Genomic DNA, 20392 nt, shown 5'->3' on the forward strand with positions numbered 1-20392 from the left:
TTCCTCCTAAACAGCTACATGACCCGTTTGAACAATTTCTCCAGATCATAGATTGAAAATGAAACGACAATCGGTCGCCCATGTGGACAAGTGTAAGGCTGGCGACAAGAACCGAGCCGCTGAATGAGCGTCTCTGCCTCCTGTGCTGTCAGCTTCTGATTTGCTTTGATCGAGGCCTTGCAGGAGCACATAATGGAAGCCGCTTCCCGCATCTTGCCCACATCAATGCTGCGCTCACTCAGTACCCATTCAGACATTTCCTCGATGATATCTTTCTCATCCCCTTTGGGAAACCAAAACGGATGGGAGCGCACGCGGAACGTCTGCCCGCCGAAATGCTCCAGATATACACCAGCCTGTTCGAACCAGGCCAGCCTTGTTTTGAGTTTTTCCGTCTCGGACGGGGTAAACTCCAGCGTGATCGGCAGCAAGAGCTCCTGTGAAGCTTGAGCAGGGTTGCCAAACTTTTCATAATAATACTCGTAATTCACCCGCTCATGCGCGGCGTGCTGATCGATGAGATAGAGGCCATCTTCATTCTGGGCGATCAGATACGTACCGTGATGCTGACCGATCAGGCTAAGTTCAGGGAATGAAGGCATGGTTGCATCCGACTTCACCGCAGCTGCGAGCTTCGCCGTGTCAGGCATACTGGATGCCTTCCAACTGCGATCTCCATTGGAACTGACTGCCGCTTTATATGATGATCGGCTTTCTCTAACCGGCGTATTCGTGTTGTTGGAACGATATGCAGGGGCTGTATCTTGGGTTGGTGATGTACGTTCATCAACCTCAGCCCGATCAAAAGCAAATGCCTGGAACGGATTCATCGTGGCCAGATCAGGTGGCGGTGCATCCGGCAATGGTGGCACCTCAGTAAAGAGTTCTGAAGCCTGTCCAGGTTGAATATCAGCAGGTGCATCCAGATCGTCTTCTTCTGCAGGCGGTTTCCCGGACACGGAGGTGTTATCTGCCTTTTCTTGTGTACCCTCTGCTTCCGATTCTGGCTCATCCTTGAACGGACCACGCGGAAAGAGAAATTGTTCCTGTATGAATGAACTGTTGTCTCCTCGTCTGATCTGCTGTTTGGTGACTTGTGGAATAAGCACTTCATGTCGCAGTATGCCACGCAGCGTCGTTTCAATAAATTCGTACAATTCGGCTTCCTTGCTGAAGCGCACCTCCAGTTTCGCCGGATGCACGTTTACATCCACGAGTGAAGGGTGCATCTCCAGCTGCACCACAACGAGCGGAAACCGATTAATCGGCAGAAGCGTGTGATACGCTTTGAGAATCGCCTGATTAAGGCCGTAATTGCGAATATATCGACCATTCACAATCGTTGACATGCCGCCCCGATTGGCTCTAGTCCATTCCGGGAGACTGATCAACCCGCTCACGCGGTAATCCAAACTCTCTCCCTGGATTGGCAGCATGGCTTTGGCAGCGCTCGTACCATAAATTGCTGCCACCACCTGCAGCAGATCGCCGTTTCCGAGCGTTTGCAGCAGCACATTGGCATTATGCCGCAGTGTAAATGAGATATGGGGATGAGACATGGCCATCCGATAGAGTACATCCGAGATGTGTCCCAGCTCGGTCTGGATGGTTTTCATATACTTCAGCCGAGCAGGGGTATTATAAAATAACTCTTTGACTACAAACTCTGTACCTTGTGGTGACGTTGCATCCTCGTGTGCACACAGTTTGCCCCCCTCAATCACAATCCTACGCCCGCGACCATCGTCCCCGCTGGCGGTTAGGACTTCGACCTTGGAGACCGCCGCGATACTCGGCAGTGCCTCCCCCCGGAAACCAAGACTTGTAATCTGGAAGAGATCACGTCCGTGGGTAATTTTGCTGGTTGCGTGACGGTAAAAGGCTGTTTCCAGATCATCAGGTTCAATACCTGAACCATTGTCTTTCACACGAATGCTGAGCAATCCACCTTCTTCAACAGAAACTTCAATTTTGGTGGCGCCGGCATCCACAGAGTTCTCCAATAATTCCTTTACAACCGAAGCAGGTCGTTCAACCACCTCACCCGCCGCAATCTGGTTGGCAATATGTTCGTCAAGCACATGGATTTTCGCCACAGGTTTCCCCTCCCGTTATCAGGATAATTGCTGTGCCTTTAATTTGAGATCGTTCAATAATTGCATCGCTTGTAGAGGCGTCATATTCATTACATCAATGTCTTTCATATTGCGGATAAAATCCCGCGTCGGTTTGTCCACTGGGATTACTTCCGGTTTGCTTGCCACATTCGGTTCATCATCACCGAATATGGAGAGTTGGACAACGTCTTGTTGTCTGGAACCTGACTTATTCTTGTTATGTTGTTCCTTGACAGGCTCACTCTCCAAGAATACCTCATCTTTATATGAGGAAGTGGCCACGACTTCTTCCCGAATGATGGATGATCCATTACCATCTGTTAGCGCATGTCCAGTATCGACATCCGAACCCGGTTTCGCTTTTCCGGCAAACTCACTGCCAACCGCAACCTGAGCTGCAGCATGTTCAAAACCGTGCAGCAGCCCATTCGCTCGTTCAATAATGCTATCCGGCAGACCCGCTAGTCGTGCGCAGTAAATGCCATAGCTGCTGCTCGCTGCACCCGGAATCAGTTTGCGCAGGAAGTTCACTTTGTCACCACTCTCCTGTACGGCCATCGAGTAGTTTGCCAGTTTATCCAGACTTTCTTCCAGGTGAGCCAGTTCATGAAAATGCGTCGATACGAGCGCTTTGCAGCCTATAATGTCGTGCACATACTCGATGACGGATTGGGCAATCGCCATGCCTTCACTGGTTGACGTTCCTCGGCCCAATTCATCGATAATGATCAGACTTCGCGGTGTCGCTTTATCGGTCATGACTTGAATATCCGCCATTTCCACCATAAACGTACTTTGGCCCCCAATCAGATCATCCGCGGCTCCAATTCGTGTAAAGATGCGATCCATGATCGGGACTTCTGCCTGACCTGCCGGTACAAAACACCCGATCTGCGCCATAATCGAGATCAGTGCAACCTGTCGCATGTACGTGCTCTTCCCAGCCATATTGGGGCCTGTGATAAGTAGAATGTGTGCCTCTTCCTCTTTCATTGCCGTGTGGTTGGCAATAAAAGCACCCTCACGCATCACGGCCTCCACGACTGGATGACGTCCTTGTTCCACCACAAAATCATAGCCGTCTGTCAGCGTTGGTCTTACAAAATTCCGCTCTGCACTGATCACCGCGAAGGATTGATATACATCAATTTCCGCAACCTGTTCAGCCAATTTTTGAAGTCTAGCGATTTCCTGGTTCAACCGATCCCTAAGCTCGGCAAACAATCCATATTCGATATCAACCATCTTGTCCTGCGCTTCAAGAATCAGCGTTTCTTTTTCCTTCAGCTCAGGAGTAATGTAACGTTCCGCATTGGCAAGGGTCTGCTTCCGCTCATAACGACCCTCTGGCAGGGAGGCCAGATTGGACTTCGTAATTTCAATATAATAGCCGAACACTTTGTTGTAACCAATTTTCAAAGAACGGATGCCAGTCGCTTCACGTTCCTTCGCTTCCAGCTCGGCAATCCACTGTTTGCCGTTTATCGAAGCTTCCCGCAGCTCGTCGAGTCGTTCATGATATCCTTCACGAATCAATCCTCCATCCCTAACGGAAACTGGTGGCTCGTCCACTATGGCACTCCCGATGGCATCCCGCAAGTCACTGCAGTCATCCATCATCTCCGCGATGTTCTGAAGCGTTGTAGAAGAGGATTCAGCACAATACTGACGCAGCCCAGGGATTTTATCCAGAGACAGTTTAAGTGCATTCAGATCTCGCCCGTTGGCATTCCCGAAGGCAATTCGTCCCACCAGTCGCTCCAGATCATAGATGTCCTTCAGTTCAGCACGCAGATCCTCACGCAAAATGAACTGATTGTACAGCGTGTCCACTGCTTCAAGACGCTCATTGATTTTCCCTTTTTGCAGCAGCGGCTTATCCACCCACCGCCGCAGCATCCGCGCACCCATGGATGTCTCCGTCTTGTCCAGCAGCCAGAGCAACGAGCCCTTCTTGGAACGCTCCCGCACCGTTTCAACCAGTTCAAGGTTACGTCTGGTGAACGGATCCAGAATCATAAAGTGATCCGGCTCATACGTTGAAATTTGCGTCAGCTGCCCCAAGGACCTTTTTTGCGTTTCACTCAGGTACGAAAACAGACGTGCAACGCACGCTTGACGTTCAGGCTCCAATCTCGCCCATGCAGCCTCACCGAATTGTTGCCGAACAAGGTCTTCCTTGCTCTTCGTCCATGGCGTGTATACAACAGGTCTTCCGATTGGGGAAGACTGCGCAGCAACTGTATCCAGAAGAGGAGCATCACCGACTAATTCTGAAGGTTCATAGATCCCGATCTCATCTTTGAGCCATTCCTTGGAATACGGGACTGATGTTACATACAACTCTCCAGTCGACAGATCACATGCCGCGAGCGCCAGTGTATTGTGGTTTCCCGTCAGGCAGACCATATAATTGTTGGATTTGTCTCCCAGTGTCTTGCCTTCCATCACTGTTCCTGGCGTAATAACTCGTACGATTTCACGTCGTACCATACCTTTGGTTACTGTCGGGTCTTCCATTTGCTCGCAAATGGCAACTTTATATCCTTTTTCAATCAGACGCTGTATGTAATTGTCAGCCGAATGATAAGGCACACCGCACATTGGGATCTTCTCATCCCCACCGCCTGCACGTGCTGTCAGTGTAATTTCAAGTTCACGGGCTGCATTGACAGCATCCTCGAAGAACATCTCATAGAAATCACCCAATCTAAAAAAAAGAAAAGCGTCTTGCGCTTCGGCTTTTACTTGCAAATATTGTTGAATCATTGGCGTGTACTGAGCCATGAATATCCTCCATCCGTTCCTATATTGTCAGGAAGAGTCCCTGCCCTTGAAGGACAATAAGGCGGTCAGGCACATCAACGTGCCTCCGCCTCATGTTTCGGCCATCGGCCGCTTCCTTCACAAACTGCTGTCTGCATGTCTTCCATAGCTGTAATCAGATCCAAAATTGACTTGATTTCTATTATAACAAAAAAACATCCACTCTTCATGAACCTGCACGAATATTCCAGACTTTGCGAATATCCCTGCTCTCATCCCACGTTCTGCCCTCTCTCATCTGGCGAATCAAGGGTGCTGCATATGGTTCATATCTTGCATATCCATCCAAGCCGGTCAGATCATCCAGGAGCGCTGGAATGTATGCCTTCATTTGATCCCGATCGCCATCGTAAAATGCAGTATGCACTGGCGTGTTCATCAAAGGACGCTGACGTAGTGTGGAATAGGAAGCCGCGATAAGACCCGCAAGGGCTACAACCCCTTTGGCAACGAGTGGTGAGACCAGAAAGCTGGGCAGTGTGCGGTACTCGAATCCACCATAGTTTTTCAGGCGAAAATCACCAAGCGCCCCGTACCTTGGACGTCTGCCTGATCCACGCGGGTCCTGCAAATACGCAAGCGGCAGGGCCAGATAATTGTCCAGCGCACGCAGCAATTCCCCATTTAGCGTTACTCCGCTGAAATGAACATGTCCGCCAAGCGGCAGTCCACGCTGCGGCATTCCTCCGGCCTGCCAAATTAACGAATGGTCGGTTATACTGCGGGAAGCAAGTTCAAAAGCTCTAAGCAAGTGGGTAAGCAGTTCACGGGGTTCCGAGCTGGGTGCAGGGCGAAGTTCAGCAACCGGATAGATTCTTCTGCCCCCAATCGTCACGGAATCACACCCCGCCATACCTGTACGTCCCAGAAATCTCGAGGCAGGTATAATTTTGGATTCGGGCATCTGTACAAGCAAAAACTCCGGGTCCATTCCGAGCACGGGCGTTACCTTATTCTGGTTCTCCTCATCAAGTTGAGACTGCAGCTGCTTCCAGCTTGCCCGGTACATGACGGATAGATCTGTCATGCCCTTCCATGGCCGAGGGTCAATAGACAGAACTGCACATCCGTTTTTCCCCGAGGCTTCCAGGCGCACGGCACCGTGATCTAGTCCCAAAGTGTACAACGTTTTGACAGCAAGCCGCTCGATTCGTTTGAATAGGGTTGAGGTTGCTTCACGATTCAGTAAACTTTCCTGTGACCCGCTCATGCCGCTGGTATCTCGACGTTTAATTCTGAGAGCCTGCAGGCAGCAGATCTCGACGTCGTAACGCGCTCGGAGTCCAGGTTCCCTCTTCTGCCTATCACGTGAGGCGAGCACTTCAATACCGGCTCTCTCCAATCGACCTGCTCGTTCGCCTGGCAGCATACGTTCGTATCGCCTGGCAGCTTGCTCTGCCTCCTCCATCACATTCATTCGGTCCCTCCTTTCCACCGCCCAAAAAAGAAAAAAGAGGGCTTGCGCCCTCTTCACTGCCGCTTGCGGCGCATATGATACCTTAGCTAAGGAAACAAGAGACGATGAATTACAGTTCATCGTCAAGCAGGTCCGGATCAAGATCATCATAATCTTCATCCGTGCTTCCGAAGTCATAATCCTTGTCTTCGTAGTCCCCACAACCATCTGTGCACACCTTCACACAAACTTTGGTCTCGGCAACCAGTTCAACAGCGAATTCCCGTTCTACCCGGATAATTACGCTGCCTCCACCTGCTGATACCGTGGCTTCCACACAGCTCGGTTCCTGCGTTGCATCCGCAGATACCTCCACTGTGGAAGCCCGGTGTTTCGGATCCAGGTAAGACAAAGGCACATGCTCTACATACGACACCGTTTCTTTGGCTACATCTGTCTGCGAATTTTTGTCATAGGAATACCAAATGTTGATATCGTAAGTACCAATAACTTCAATTCCGTCCCCCGCTGATACGGCTTCATATTGGTGGTTGATAATCCAAGCCCCCAAAATACTGGTCGGACCATTAGGCGGAGTCACGGTATGTGTTACGGTAGAGAACTTACGACCTTTGCCGCAGATCGCCTTCGTGATGATCTCTCTACATTGATGTTTATGACTCAATGACATCTTTAAACCTCCTCCATACAATCATTCACTACAAGTGTATGCAGGGCATCCGTCTAGGGTGACAACTATTTTCTATTATTCGTTTGTAGATTGGGACCGGTCTGTCATCGGGGAAGGCGCTTTGTCCTTCTTCGCAATTTTCAGATACAGCGCGAGTTCCCGGCACAGCTGGAGAATCGCGGAACGAATCTCGAATTCTTCCCTTGTATCCGGCAGCTCCATCCGCTTGAATTCTTCCTGCACATCTGCGAGAAGTTTTTCGGTTCGTCCGGTGTAAGATTCCGTGAGCACATCCTGACTGAGCTGGTCAAACAGCTCTGACACCATTTCGGCATGGGGCATCTTTTGATAAATCTGGGATACCAGATGCATCATGTGCTGGATGGAGTCCAGCTGCGTTTTTCGCATGTAAAAGTATACGCTCCATTCTTCGTTCGGATGAATCACCTGATTCTCAAGCGAACGCTTGGCCGCTTCTATTCCGCCCAGAACAGCCTTGTCGGCTTCGATCAATTCTTTCCCTGCCCACACTTCATTGGGATTACGAAGCGTAGCGGCAAACTCCTTGAAAATCACCGAAAATAATTCGTCGATCCTTTTGCGAATCTGAAGCATCTGCGGATCTGCTGCAGGCATGTAGGCCAGGTTAACAACCATCGCCGATCCCAGACCGATCAGCAATAAAGCAATCTGTACCAAAATAACCTGAACGTCCATCTCCCCGCCACTAAAGACGCGAAAGACTACAACGGAACCCGTCACAATGCCTTCCTTGAATCCGGCCCGAACAATAACCGGAAACGCAATCAGTATGTACACGGCCAGAACCCAATAGTGGAAGCCTAGAAAGTGAAAAAGTACACTTGCAAACAAAAGTCCTACAACGGAAGCAAAGAATCGCGCTGAAATTGTGCGTATGCTTCGTTTTCTCGTTACATCGACACCAAGAATCGCGAGCAATCCTGCCGATGTTGGTCCTGGCAAGCCGCACCAGTCCGCAATCAGCACAGCCATCAGCGCGGCAATTGCGGTTTTGATAACCCTAAAACCCATTTCTCATTCCCTCTCCTCTAAGCTGTTTATGCATCCTAGCCAGCTCTTTGTCCCATCCGGTAGAATGCCTGTCCAGCTTCATGCCTCTAACAAAACTTTGTTAGCCCGCACTCGTCATACCTAGTATTACACACCTTGCTGCAAACCATTTCCCATTTCTTGAAAAAAAGAAAACTACAGAAGTGATGGACAAGCCTGTTCAATCACGCTGAAAAAGATAAACAGCATCAACCGACATGCCCATGCATGCCGGTCACAATAATACGTCCCGGGTGTGGGACGCTGGCCATTTTGATCCACGCGACAGAAGCCGCAGGACCATTCCTCCAATCATCGCATTCATGAAGGACTACACGGAATATTCGTAATAGTATGGTACTTGATTTTACTGTATCGGGCAACGTGACACCCCTTGTGAAATTATATACATAGCATGAACCGCTATTATATATTAACCTATACTTGATATTACCTGCGTCCTGCCAGCAGTTTGCGCTCTACATACACTACAATCTGATACATTGCTGTAGCTACAGCCGCGATAATCAGCAGGCTCGACAGCACCAGGGTAAAATTGAAAACCTGGAAACCGTAGATGATCAGGTACCCCAGTCCCTGTTTCGCAACCAAAAATTCACCCACGATAACGCCGACCCAGGCCATGCCCACATTTACTTTTAATGTAGAAACAATTGCGGGAAAAGAAGCTGGCAGTACAACTTTGGTGAAAATCACGGACCGGTCGCCGCCAAATGTTCGAATCACCTTGATGTAATTGTCGTCAACTTCATTGAAACTGTTATACACAACAAGAGTGGTGATGATCACCGTAATGGACAACGTAGTCATGACAATAGCGGTAAAGCCCGCACCAAACATGACGATAAAGATCGGACCCAGCGCAACCTTAGGCATACTGTTGAATACGACCATATAGGGATCAAGCACTTTGGACAAAAAAGGAGACCACCAGATCAGGACCGCAAGCAGCGTTCCGACAAGCGTCCCCAGCAAAAAGCCTACGGCCGTCTCCCCCACGGTTACCGCGACATGTGCCCAAATTTCGCCACTGGCGATGTCCTTGCCGATTTGAGTGAAAACTTTGCTCGGATAACTGAACAAGAGCACATCAATCCAGCGCAGCCTCCCTGCCAGCTCCCACAACAAAAACATGCAGACCAGAAGGGACAGCTGTACCAAGAGCACCTTGCGGCGCCATTTGGCGACCTGCTGAATATGGCTTTGGTGCAGCTTCTGCATCCATTCATCGCGGCGCATTTCCTGCTTCTCTCTCATCTGATTCACCCGTTCTTCTCACCTCCTCCAGACTGTTCCAGCTCACTCCACAGCGCCTGAAAGAGCTCATTGAAACCTTCTTGTTCTCTTGCAAAAAAAGGCTGAACCTTTCGAATTCCTTCCGGTATGATAAACTCCCTGCGAATACGGCCAGGATTGCGATCCAAAACAATAACGCGGTCACTCACCGCAATGGCTTCTGAGAGGTCATGTGTGACAAGCACCGATGTTTTCCCGGATTCCTTGAGCGTATCCGACACCAGATCTTCCAGCTGCAGCTTGGTCTGGTAATCGAGCGCAGAGAACGGCTCATCCAGAAGCAGCAAGGACGGTTCGGTCGCCAGTGTCCGTACGAGCGCGACACGCTGTCTCATGCCTCCGGACAGTTCTGAAGGATACAAATTCTCGGTTCCTGCGAGCCCCATACCTGCCAGCAATTCGCGTGTTCGACTACGGCTCCGTTCATCCAGCCTGCCTGTCAGCTCAAGTCCAATCAGCGCATTGTCCAGAATGGTACGCCATGGGAACAGATAGTCCTGCTGCAGCATATAACCAATCTGGGCGGAAGGGCCTTCAACCAGTTTCCCTTTAATATTTACTTCTCCGGCAGTCGGAGTGAGCAGTCCGGCAATGATGGACAATATTGTTGTTTTGCCGCATCCGCTCGGACCAACGAGACTGACGAATTCTCCTTTTTTCACCTGAAGACTCAGATCCTCGATGACCAATGTTGCTTCACGCTCACTGACATACACTTGCGAAATTCCTTCCAGTCTTATCACCGTATCGGATTCAGGCACACATATCCCTTCCTTTCCTGAATGCCTGGTTACTTCGATGACGTCGCTTGTTCCGCATAAGTGTTATCCACAATCGTTTGTGAATCCACCCGCTGCTCAAGTTCGCCGGCGGCACTCATCACGTCCAGCAGATTGTTCCATTCTTCTTCATCAATAATCGGATCGGTTGCATAGGTCCCCTGTTCTTTATAGCGGTTAATACTACTAACTAGGATGGATTGGTCAATGTCTTTAAAGTAAGGGAGGATAACCTCGGCAATCTCTTCAGCCGAATGGGAATCTACCCAGGCCTGCGCTTTGTGCAGCCCGTTTGTAAACTTCTGCACCATTTCCTTGTTGTCATTGATATAACTTTGTTTAGTCATGAACACCGTGTAAGGCAAATGTCCGCTTTCGGTCCCGAATGATGCAACGACCTTTCCACGACCCTCTTGTTCAAAGATGGATGCCTGTGGTTCAAACAGCTGTACATAGTCCCCTGTGCCTGACGCAAACGCAGAAGCAATATTGGCAAAGTCGACATTTTGAATCAACTCCAGATCATTCTGCGGATCAATGCCATGTTTGTTCAGCGTGAATTCCCCCGCCATTTGCGGCATCCCGCCTTTCCTCTGTCCGAGGAAGGTGCTTTGTTTGAGCTGGTTCCAATCAAAGCTGGCTTCCGCATCCCGTGCAAACAAAAATGTTCCGTCGGTCTGGGTTAACTGAGCAAAGTTAATGACCGGATCTTCGGCTCCCTGCTGATAGACATAGATGGATGTCTCCGCTCCTACCAGAGCGATGTCTACTGAGCCTGCAAGCAAGGCAGCCATCGTTTTGTCACCACCAGCGGTTGTCTGGATTTCGACCTCCAGCCCCTCCTCTTCAAAAAATCCTTGGGCCACGGCTACATACTCCGGTGCGTAAAATACAGAACGGGTCACCTCACCAATCGTAATTTTCGCTTCATTTTTCTCTTCATTGCAGCTCGTGAGTGCCACAATAATAATCAGCAAAATAACGATGGCCCGGATAAACCAGGGCGTGTACTTCATGCTGTTTACCTCCTTCGCTGGTTTCAGCAGTTTCTCTCTACTATGAATATGCCGCTGCCCAGCAAAAGGTTAAGAACTTGCACACCAAAAAAAGAGCCAGGCAATATGCCCAGCTCTCTTTAAGTTCCTGCTCATCCATTTGTGCTGTCTTATAGTTTGTAGATTTCGGTATACTTCGCTTCCAGATAGTCAGCGAGATAATCTGGATTCAGCTCTTCTCCCGTCACGGCGAGAATCAGTTCGGAAGGCGTACGACTTTTACCGTAACGGTAAATCTTGTCGGTTAACCATTCTTTAATCGGAATCAGGTTACCTTCAGCGATATGCGTATCAAACTCCGGCATTTCCTTCCGCAATGTATGTAGAATCTGTGCAGCATACATATTGCCGAGGGAATACGAAGCAAAATAACCAAAATCACCACCGGACCAGTGTACATCCTGAAGCACGCCTAAACCATCGTTTGGAGGTACAATGCCAAGATATTCTTTGTACTTGGCATTCCAGGTCTCCGGCAAATCCTTGACTTCCAGTCCTTCGTTAAATAGCATTTTCTCAATCTCATAACGAATAATAATATGCAGATTGTACGTCAGTTCATCTGCTTCAATACGGATCAATGAACTTTCAACACGGTTGATTGCCCGATAGAAGTCTTCCAGTGCCACTTCGCTTAATTGCGGGAAATGCTGCTGCAAATCTTTGTAGTAGCGTGTCCAGAACGGACGGCTGCGGCCGATCATATTTTCCCAGAGACGGGACTGGGATTCGTGAATGCCCATGGACGTTCCTTCAGCCAAAAGGGTACCTGCCAGACTTTCGTCAATATTTTGCTCATATAAGGCATGCCCGCCTTCATGCAGGGAACTGAATACGGCGCTCGTCACATCATCCTGCAAATAATTGGTGGTAATTCGCACATCCCCGGGGTTAAGTCCTGTCGCGAACGGATGAACGCTCTCATCCAGTCTTCCGGCATCAAAGTCATAACCCATCTGTTCCAAAATAAACAAGCTGAACTTCTCCTGCTGCTCCGTATCAAACAGCTGGTTCAGGAATTCGGTATTCGGCTTGTTCTCGGAAGCGTTGATTTTCTCCTGCAGTGGCACCAAGCGTGCTTTTAAACGTGCAAATACAGCATCTACTTTCTCTACCGTCAGATCCGGCTCATACATGTCAAGCAGAGTATCATAACGCGTGTTTTTCACGCCCCAGTAGTCAATGAACTCCTGTTTGAGTTTCACGATCTCTGTCAGATACGGGGAAAAACCATCAAAATCGCTGTTATGCTTCGCATCTTCCCAAGCCGTTTCCGATTTGGCCGTGAGTACCGTGTATGCTTGTACCTTCTCAGGCGGCACGGACTGACTGCGATCGTATTCCTTCTTGCAATCCTCCACCAGGCGGCGGTCTGTATCCTCCAGCTGTTTCAGTACCTCTGGATTGGTCAGCGTGTCCAGATAAGTTTTCATCTCAACCGAAGTTTGAAGCTTAAACGCTTCGGTAGATAACATGCCGATGGTTTCCGAGCGAGTCGGAACGCCTTTTTTCGGCGCACCTGTGCGCAGATCCCAATGAAGCAAACCAATGGCTTCGTGATAACTTTTGATTTTGCGGGCCAAATTACGGAATGAGTCTAGATGTTCCAGTGATTGTTGTTCCATTGTTATCGTTCACCTCTCCAAAAATGTTTAGTTTCCCTATTGATGATACTTTTTGCAATGCGTATAATCAACTTTTAACAGAGGTAAATGGCTTGATTCTGATGTATTAAGCATCCTGTCATTTGCTGAACGTGGTATAATCAAGGATAGGGCGTAGGACAAGCTGCATACCGATGCAAGCAGCCGTGCTCATCGTATTGGATAACAGGAGGCAATGGACATGAACAACATTCAAGAGATTTTGGAGTACAACAAATCATTTGTCGAGAACAAAGAATACGAAAAGTATACGGCTGGCAAGTTTCCAACCAAGAAGATGGCCATCATCACCTGTATGGATACCCGTTTGGTTGAAATGCTGCCGAAGGCCATGAATCTGAAAAATGGCGATGTGAAAATCATTAAAAACGCAGGCGCAATTATTTCTCAGCCTTTTGGTAGTGTTATGCGTAGTGTACTTGTCGCCATTTATGAGCTCGGGGCTGACGAAGTTTTGGTTGTGGGACACACGGAATGCGGCATGGCTTCCCTCCATGCTGAGACCATGATCGGACACATGGTTGAGCGCGGTGTATCCGAAGAAGTTATGTCCACACTAGAGAACTCGGGTATTCGTCTAAACAAGTGGCTGCGCGGGTTTGACAGTGTTGAAGAAGGGGTAAAACATACTGTGGAAGTCATCAAGAAACATCCTTTGCTTCCACCGGGCGTACCCGTTCACGGCATGGTCATTGACTCCTACACAGGTGAACTTGATCTTGTTGCAGAGGGTTACGAGCAATAGGCATCTCTCTAAATGGTTTTGGGTGCGGACCTCAGGGTCCGCACTCTTTTTTTGTCTAAATTGAGGCAGTTAGTCTGTCAGGTTGTCAAACCATACAGTTTCAGTGTACACTTTTATGAAAGCGGTCAATGAAGACATTATCCTTTGTTTTCACTGGCCCAGCCCTAATATTAAGGAGACATGTGCATGAACATACTTTCCTACGGATTGCTCGGGCTGCTTACCCGCGAGGAGTCGTCTGGTTATGATCTGATGCTGAAAATTCAGCCTCATTGGCAAGCGAAACACAGTCAGATCTACCCGCTCCTGTCCAAGATGGAAAATGATGAGCTATTATCTTCCCGCTGGGTGCAACAGTCTGACAAACCGGACAAAAAAATGTATGCAGTCACGGAAAAAGGTATTGAAAAGCTGCTCGACTGGATGATCACTCCGGTTACAGCGCCCGTTACACGAGACGAATTCAATTTGCGTATCTTGTGTGTCGGCATAGCGGAAGACGGGAGCATGAGACGGATTCTGAATGAACGCAAAAACTGGTTTATGGAGCGAATCCGGTATTTTGAGGATCTGAAGTCCCGCATCCCTCAGGATAACCTTCGTGTAGGCAATCGGGAATTCGGGAGCTACATTTTGGTTCAAAAAGGATTAATGAACGCTCAGACTGGCCTTGAATGGTGTAACTGGGTTACTCAGCTGCTCGATGGTCAGGCAGCCATTCAGGACCCTTGTCCGATTATTTCGGAAAATTAAAAAAAATTTGAAACGTTCCTGCATGTAGACCGTATTACATGAGTAAGGCCCATTTTTAGGGGCGATCACACAATTTAATCGGGGGGTTACGATCTTTACAATGAAGAAAAAATTTGGCATTAAACATCTGATGATGGTTTTTATGGCATTTACCCTGTTGTTCGCAACAGTTGGAGTAGCGAATCCGGATTCTGCTGATGCAAGACGTGGTGGCGGTTTCAAATCGGGTACGAAAAGTTATACCAATACACCTAAGAAATCGGACTCAAATAATAATGTGAGTCAATCGAACTCCAACAAATCGGGTACTGGCGCAGCTGCAACAAACCGTGGCGGATTCTTCGGCGGTGGCGGTGGATTCATGAAAGGCATGATGCTGGGTGGTCTGGCAGGTATGCTGTTCGGCGGATTGTTCGGCGGCATGGGAGCTCTCGGTAACATTCTTGGATTACTCGTAAACGTTGCTGCAATCATGCTGATCGTTATGCTCGCTATGGCACTCTTCAGAGCCATCACGAATCGCCGTAAACCGGCAGCAGATGGTCGTTATGACCGTCGCAATGATCGTGATGATGATGACCGCAACAGAAACGGACGGTACTAATCGTTATGGTTCTAAGCATGGATGAGATTGTTAACGCGATCTGTCTTCACATGGCTGAACGAAAAGGGGTACGTCCGACCGATGTGAATGTGGAACTGAGCTGGGAAGAGGACACTGGATATTCCGCCGAAGTCTGGATTCAAGGCCGTAGTCAATACTTGGTTGAATCCAATATGATTGAAGCCATCCTGCGCTACCTGCACAGTGAATACAACATCCGGGCTTACCGCGAGAACGTCAGACTTGATCTGGACGAAGAAATTACAGCCATCGTAAATCAATAAACATAAGCCATTTGCGGATGGATTATAAAAAGGGCCGTCTCCATAATGTCATTGACATCAATGGAGACGGCCTTTTTGTGTTCCTTGGGAAAGTTGAACATCCGTTATCCCTTCCCAAGATATTCATGCAGCTGTACGCTACTACTTCAGCTTCACCAAACTGTAATTTTTCTTGCCTTTGCGGATAATGATGAACTTGCCACCAATCGCATGCTCAGCCGAAACAGTGAATTCAAGCTCCGTAATTTTCTCACCGTTCATGGAGATGGCACCTTTAGTGATATCTTCACGAGCCTGACGTTTGGATGGCTCCAATCCAAGATCCACAAGCCAGTCCACGATATTTTTGGCTTCGCCGCCGGTTTCAAATGTCGGCATTTCCTTGAAGCCCTGCTCGATTTCGTCTGCTGTCAAGGAACGAATATCTCCACTGAAGAGTGCTGCAGTAATACGTTTAGCCTGCTCCAGCATCTCATCCCCGTGAACAAATTTCGTCATTTCTTCGGCAAGCGTCTTCTGTGCTTCACGTTTGTGCGGCTCCGTTTCCACCTTTTCAGCCAAAGCGTCGATTTCCTCTTTGCTCAGGAACGTAAAGTATTTCAGGTATTTAATGACGTCGCGGTCATCTGTATTGGCCCAGAACTGGTAGAATTCAAATGGTGTTGTCTTATTTGGATCCAGCCAGATGGAACCGCCTGCAGACTTGCCAAATTTAGTGCCGTCTGCTTTCAGCATTAGAGGAATCGTCAGACCAAAAGCTTTGGCTTCAGCTCCTTCTTTTTTGCGGATCAGATCCAGACCACTCGTGATGTTCCCCCATTGATCGGAACCACCGATTTGCAGCTGCACGTCCTCGTTTTGGAACAGGTGCAGGTAATCAAGGGATTGCAGGATCTGGTAAGAGAACTCGGTGAACGAAATTCCGCCTTCCAGTCTGCTCGCAACAACATCCTTCGCGAGCATGGTGTTAAGGTTAAAGTTCTTGCCGTAGTCACGCAAAAACTCGATGACATTAATTTGATGGGTCCAGTCGTAGTTGTTTACCATGCGAACCTGGTTGTCACCTTCGGTAACAAACAGTTTTTTCATCTGCGCCGTCAACGCGTTTACGTTTTCTTGTACCTGTTCCAGCGTTTGCAACGAACGCTCGGATTGACGTCCACTTGGATCACCAATGGTGCCTGTAGCTCCACCAATCAGGATCACCGGACGATGTCCAGCAAGCTGAAAACGTTTCAGCATCATAAATGGAATCAGGTGGCCGATATGCATACTGTCTCCCGTTGGGTCAACACCACAGTACAAGGATATCGATTTCGTTTCGGTCAGCTCACGCAGCCCCTCCGCATCCGTCTGTTGGTTAATGGCGTCGCGCCATTCAAGTTCATCAATAATATTCACTTACAAACAACCCCTTTCTCTACTTATCGTTCCTCAGTCATGGTCTACGTTAATGGCGAAAACACATCGGAGCAGCTTTTTTGGACACAAAAAAATCGCCTCCTTGTCTTCATTAGACACAGGGACGATTATCATAACCGTGGTACCACCCAACTTGCATGAACAGCTGCTTGCGCATAGTCCATACCGCTTTTGGCAATATATCGTTTGCCCATTCCGCTTGGCATTACCCAAGTACTCCAGAGTGTAATTCGCAGCCCTTGTATGTATCAGGTTCCATCAACCCCTGACTTTCTGTAACAGGGACAAAGCCGCTACTGCGCTCCATCAACGTAATTCATGTATTAGATTATAGCCAGTATAGCCGAACGTCAAAGTCATTGCAAGAGCCAGTATTCAATCTCAGCGAATGATCACTAACAACCCATTTTATTATGCCTCAATACCTAGCTTTCCATGATAATAAGCGTATGCCTTACGCGCAATCTGATCATCGTTATTCCAAAATTGCTGATCCAGCTTGTCCAACCGCTGTTCCTCTTCCGGCGTAAGAAAGCGTGGGATATCCCATAATGCAGACAGTCTTTCATCATCGGCTAAATGCTCAATGCAGCCATACTGTTCTTTAAGGATGTTTCGCACCTGATTTGCACCAATCGTATGTAATGCCCGTAAAACATATAAATACGTTTCTTCACCCCAGTTGCAGAAAAATTGGATGAACCCGCCGTTAAAGACATCCACTTCTAACAGCCATAAAGCAGTAATCTCCTGTTCATGAGGGGTCAACCCGTCCCATCCAAGCTCAGATTCATTCTTTTTGTCGACAAAGGTTGTCGCATATTCATACCACACATCATGGATATCTTGCTCCGTCATGCCCCTTACTCCCTTCTTCCTGTTTGCATGCTTTCAAGTTCCTGACGTTTACCTGTTTGGTGCCAATGCAAATATGGATTTCCCATCTGTTGAAAAGCTTCCGTAACCCTTTTGTTCATTTCCTGCCTTAATTCGCTCGTGTATTGCAAATGGGTATGGATATTATCAACATTGTACTTTTTTAACGTCTCTACATGTACACAGGTAAAAATAATATCTTCCAGCAGCCAGTAGATAACCTCATCAGTCTGGTCCAGCCTTTTTTCCAACATCGGAAACCCGCGTTCATATAGGGTAACTACGTATTTTCCACGCTCAATTTCAACATAAGGAACGCCTTCCCATTTGAATGGGTCAAAAAGGCGATTAGCATATTTTTCGCTGTGTTCTCCCCCAAAATCTGTGCGTGATAACAGTTGAAGAAGCTTTTGCACCAATTCCTGCTTGGGCAGCACATCTGACATGGTTAAGCACTCACCTACTCTTCATCTATTTGTAATCCATTTGGAAAAATGGTGAAAAAGCTGCCAGTGGCAGCTCCTTCAAAATCATACAACTTGTTTTTCTAACACTTTTATTTGATTCCGATGTACATTAACGATCAGGTGCCGCAGAATGTACGATAAGACGGATCACACGTCGTAGGCAGTGCAGCGTATTCTTTCTGTTCCGATGTATGTGCATGTGGTTCTTTGAGTACGTTAAGCAGCTGATGCATTACACTATAATCTTCATCATTCTCTGCCCGTTCGAGCGCCTCTTCCACTCTGTGATTCCGGGGAATGACGGCAGGATTACTGCTCTTCATCCGCTGCTGCACTGCCTCTTTCGAGTCAGACTGTCTGCTTAATCTGGCCTTCCAGCGTTCGAGCCATTCCGTAAAATCCGGTGCTTCGTTCAGACTCGAATTCTCCCATTGGTCAAAAGTCAAAGCAATGAACGTATTCGTGTAGTCAGCTGTATGCTTTTCCATCAGTTCCAGAAGATCCTTGATCAGCGTTTCATCTTCTGGCTCTTCAGTCGAAAATCCTAGCTTGGCACGCATGCCGGACAACCAGTAATGGTGGTACTGCTCCGAAAACAGGGAGATGGCATCCTGCGCGATCTGTACAGCCTCTTCTTCATTATTATGCAGGAGGGGTAACAGCGTCTCAGCGAAGCGAGCCAGGTTCCATCCGGCAATATATGGCTGATTCCCATAGGCATAGCGACCCTGCGTATCGATTGAACTAAAAACAGTTGCCGGATTGTAGGCATCCATGAAAGCACAAGGCCCGTAATCAATCGTTTCTCCACTGATGGCCATATTGTCTGTATTCATTACGCCGTGAATAAAACCAACACTCTGCCATTTCGCTATAAGAGCAGCCTGTCGCTTGATGACTTCCTGAAGGAAGTTCAAGTATCGGTTTTCATCTGCAGCAATGTGAGGAAAATGGCGTTCCAGCGTGTAGTCGGCCAGTGTTCGGAGATCTTCGATGGATCCCCATCTGGCAGCATACTGAAAGGTTGCGACACGGATGTGACTCGAAGCCACACGGGTCAATATTGCGCCTGGTCGTTCCGTTTCGCGAATAATGTTTTCTCCCGTGGTCACTACAGCCAAACTTCTCGTTGTTGGAATACCGAGCGCCTCCATAGCTTCACTAATGATATATTCGCGCAGCATCGGTCCAATCGCTGCACGACCATCACCTCCACGGGAGTAGGGGGTTCTCCCTGATCCTTTGAGCTGAATATCCATCCGTTCGCCTTGTGGCGTAATCTGTTCACCCAGCAGCAGAGCTCGTCCATCACCAAGCATATTGAAATTACCAAACTGATGACCTGCATAAGCTTGAGCAAGCGGCTCGGCTCCTTCCGGAGTTTCATTGCCGGCAAAAATGGCTGCTCCTTCCCGGCTGTTCAGCACTTCTGCATTCAGTCCAAGGCTGGCAGCAAGCGCTTCATTAAAGATGACCAGCTCAGGTGAGTGAACGGGTACTGCTCCTTGGCTCGTATAGAATTTCTGAGGCAACCGTGCATAACTATTGTCCAAATTCCAACCTGCATCCAACTTTGCCTTTTCCATTGGGATCACACTCCTTCTCCTCAACAAAGGAAATCCTCTGTTTATATTCATGTAGCCTTTGTGAACCAATGCTCATTTATGTAGTCGCATGGAAATTTCAAGGTAAGAACATGTAATATGTTCATGATGAAACTTTAGCATAATTGTACAGCAATTGCATGTTTCAACAGAAACATTCTCTATTTCAGAAACGTCTGGAAATGAAAGGGAGGGGAGGCATTTTGATATACACAAACCATCGAATCTTATTTATAGCCATATTCCTCATTTTGTTCACTGGTTGTCCCGTACATGAAGATGAAGATCAATATAATGGGGATTATGTAATTGTACAACAACGTGTCGCTGAAGCCCATGGATACACAATGATAAGGAAAATTTCCGTTCCGAAACAAGTACAGATGATAAAGGACATCACTTCAACCATTAAGCAAAATAATATTGAGGCGGAAATGATCCGTCCGCCTGATTATAAGTTTTATTTTGAGAATGATGAAAACGCGGCGGCTTCCAATAGAGTCATATATGACCTCTGGATCAGTCCTAATCAGAATCAGGTTGAAATCATTGTTGAAAGCCAATCTACCTATGTTCAGCTGGATAAAACCCAATCTGCTAAACTATTTGAACTTTTAACAGGCGAAGCGTTGTCCGGGCAAGTAAAAAAATAAAGCCAAACTCTGCATCGCATTCGGCATACAAAAGGCCCATGAAAGTTCAATTGTGAGTTGAGTGTGTC

At 48.0% G+C, this 20392-nt stretch carries 18 protein-coding genes and 1 other annotated feature; of the genes, 5 read left to right on the top strand and 13 right to left on the bottom strand.

Annotated elements, in window-relative coordinates:
• Nucleotides 1-14 precede the first annotated feature (14 nt).
• The 9 genes from mutL to AAIH57_RS08490 form a co-directional block, all read right to left on the bottom strand.
• Nucleotides 15-2096: a DNA mismatch repair endonuclease MutL gene (gene mutL, locus AAIH57_RS08450; protein ID WP_175399062.1), complete on the bottom strand. Its 2082-nt coding sequence runs from the start codon at nt 2094-2096 to the stop codon at nt 15-17.
• An 18-nt stretch (nt 2097-2114) separates the two neighbouring features.
• Nucleotides 2115-4904: a DNA mismatch repair protein MutS gene (gene mutS, locus AAIH57_RS08455; protein ID WP_175399063.1), complete on the bottom strand. Its 2790-nt coding sequence runs from the start codon at nt 4902-4904 to the stop codon at nt 2115-2117.
• A 205-nt stretch (nt 4905-5109) separates the two neighbouring features.
• On the bottom strand, nt 5110-6360 hold the full coding sequence (locus AAIH57_RS08460) for a putative amidoligase domain-containing protein (protein ID WP_246311114.1): 1251 nt from the start codon (nt 6358-6360) through the stop codon (nt 5110-5112).
• A 109-nt stretch (nt 6361-6469) separates the two neighbouring features.
• The gene (locus AAIH57_RS08465; protein WP_175399064.1) at nt 6470-7030 is read right to left on the bottom strand and encodes an outer spore coat protein CotE; all 561 of its coding nucleotides are present in this window, start codon (nt 7028-7030) and stop codon (nt 6470-6472) included.
• Nucleotides 7031-7105: 75 nt separating this feature from the next.
• A complete protein-coding gene (locus AAIH57_RS08470; protein ID WP_175399065.1) occupies nt 7106-8083 on the bottom strand; it encodes an aromatic acid exporter family protein in 978 nt (325 codons plus the stop codon).
• A gap of 468 nt (nt 8084-8551) precedes the next feature.
• The gene (locus AAIH57_RS08475) at nt 8552-9343 is read right to left on the bottom strand and encodes an ABC transporter permease (RefSeq protein WP_430021356.1); all 792 of its coding nucleotides are present in this window, start codon (nt 9341-9343) and stop codon (nt 8552-8554) included.
• Nucleotides 9344-9384: 41 nt separating this feature from the next.
• Nucleotides 9385-10179 carry an ABC transporter ATP-binding protein gene (locus AAIH57_RS08480; RefSeq protein ID WP_175399066.1) on the bottom strand — a complete coding sequence of 265 codons (795 nt, stop codon included), beginning with the start codon at nt 10177-10179 and terminating at the stop codon, nt 9385-9387.
• A 29-nt stretch (nt 10180-10208) separates the two neighbouring features.
• Nucleotides 10209-11213, bottom strand: coding sequence for an ABC transporter substrate-binding protein (locus AAIH57_RS08485; RefSeq protein ID WP_175399067.1), 1005 nt, complete (start codon nt 11211-11213; stop codon nt 10209-10211).
• Between the two features lie 149 nt (nt 11214-11362).
• A complete protein-coding gene (locus tag AAIH57_RS08490; protein ID WP_175399068.1) occupies nt 11363-12877 on the bottom strand; it encodes a carboxypeptidase M32 in 1515 nt (504 codons plus the stop codon).
• A gap of 220 nt (nt 12878-13097) precedes the next feature.
• Here AAIH57_RS08490 and AAIH57_RS08495 point away from each other — a divergent pair, with 220 nt between their 5' ends.
• From AAIH57_RS08495 to AAIH57_RS08510, 4 genes are all read left to right on the top strand, one after another.
• Nucleotides 13098-13661, top strand: coding sequence for a beta-class carbonic anhydrase (locus AAIH57_RS08495; RefSeq protein WP_175399069.1), 564 nt, complete (start codon nt 13098-13100; stop codon nt 13659-13661).
• A gap of 186 nt (nt 13662-13847) precedes the next feature.
• On the top strand, nt 13848-14414 hold the full coding sequence (locus AAIH57_RS08500; RefSeq protein ID WP_175399070.1) for a PadR family transcriptional regulator: 567 nt from the start codon (nt 13848-13850) through the stop codon (nt 14412-14414).
• Between the two features lie 100 nt (nt 14415-14514).
• Entirely contained in the window at nt 14515-15018 is a 504-nt protein-coding gene (locus tag AAIH57_RS08505) for a hypothetical protein (RefSeq protein ID WP_430021247.1), read from the top strand.
• A gap of 5 nt (nt 15019-15023) precedes the next feature.
• On the top strand, nt 15024-15302 hold the full coding sequence (locus AAIH57_RS08510) for a YxcD family protein (RefSeq protein ID WP_095286418.1): 279 nt from the start codon (nt 15024-15026) through the stop codon (nt 15300-15302).
• A gap of 141 nt (nt 15303-15443) precedes the next feature.
• Here the strand turns inward: AAIH57_RS08510 and tyrS are convergent, their stop codons facing one another.
• The 4 genes from tyrS to AAIH57_RS08530 form a co-directional block, all read right to left on the bottom strand.
• Entirely contained in the window at nt 15444-16703 is a 1260-nt protein-coding gene (tyrS, locus tag AAIH57_RS08515) for a tyrosine--tRNA ligase (RefSeq protein ID WP_175399073.1), read from the bottom strand.
• Nucleotides 16704-16820: 117 nt separating this feature from the next.
• Nucleotides 16821-17043: a binding site (T-box leader), on the bottom strand.
• Nucleotides 17044-17135: 92 nt separating this feature from the next.
• Entirely contained in the window at nt 17136-17582 is a 447-nt protein-coding gene (locus tag AAIH57_RS08520) for a DMP19 family protein (RefSeq protein WP_430021248.1), read from the bottom strand.
• Between the two features lie 5 nt (nt 17583-17587).
• Nucleotides 17588-18046 (bottom strand): Imm63 family immunity protein, encoded by a 459-nt coding sequence (locus tag AAIH57_RS08525; protein WP_175399075.1) that lies wholly within the window; start codon nt 18044-18046, stop codon nt 17588-17590.
• Nucleotides 18047-18183: 137 nt separating this feature from the next.
• Nucleotides 18184-19653: a protein adenylyltransferase SelO gene (locus AAIH57_RS08530; RefSeq protein WP_430021249.1), complete on the bottom strand. Its 1470-nt coding sequence runs from the start codon at nt 19651-19653 to the stop codon at nt 18184-18186.
• Nucleotides 19654-19874: 221 nt separating this feature from the next.
• On the opposite strand from AAIH57_RS08530, the gene AAIH57_RS08535 reads away from it, so the two are divergent.
• Nucleotides 19875-20324, top strand: coding sequence for a hypothetical protein (locus AAIH57_RS08535; RefSeq protein ID WP_430021250.1), 450 nt, complete (start codon nt 19875-19877; stop codon nt 20322-20324).
• Nucleotides 20325-20392 lie beyond the last annotated feature (68 nt).

Origin of the sequence: Paenibacillus sp. MABNR03 (assembly GCF_050455445.1) — a bacterium.
GTDB classification, from domain to species: Bacteria; Bacillota; Bacilli; order Paenibacillales; family Paenibacillaceae; genus Paenibacillus; species Paenibacillus xylanilyticus.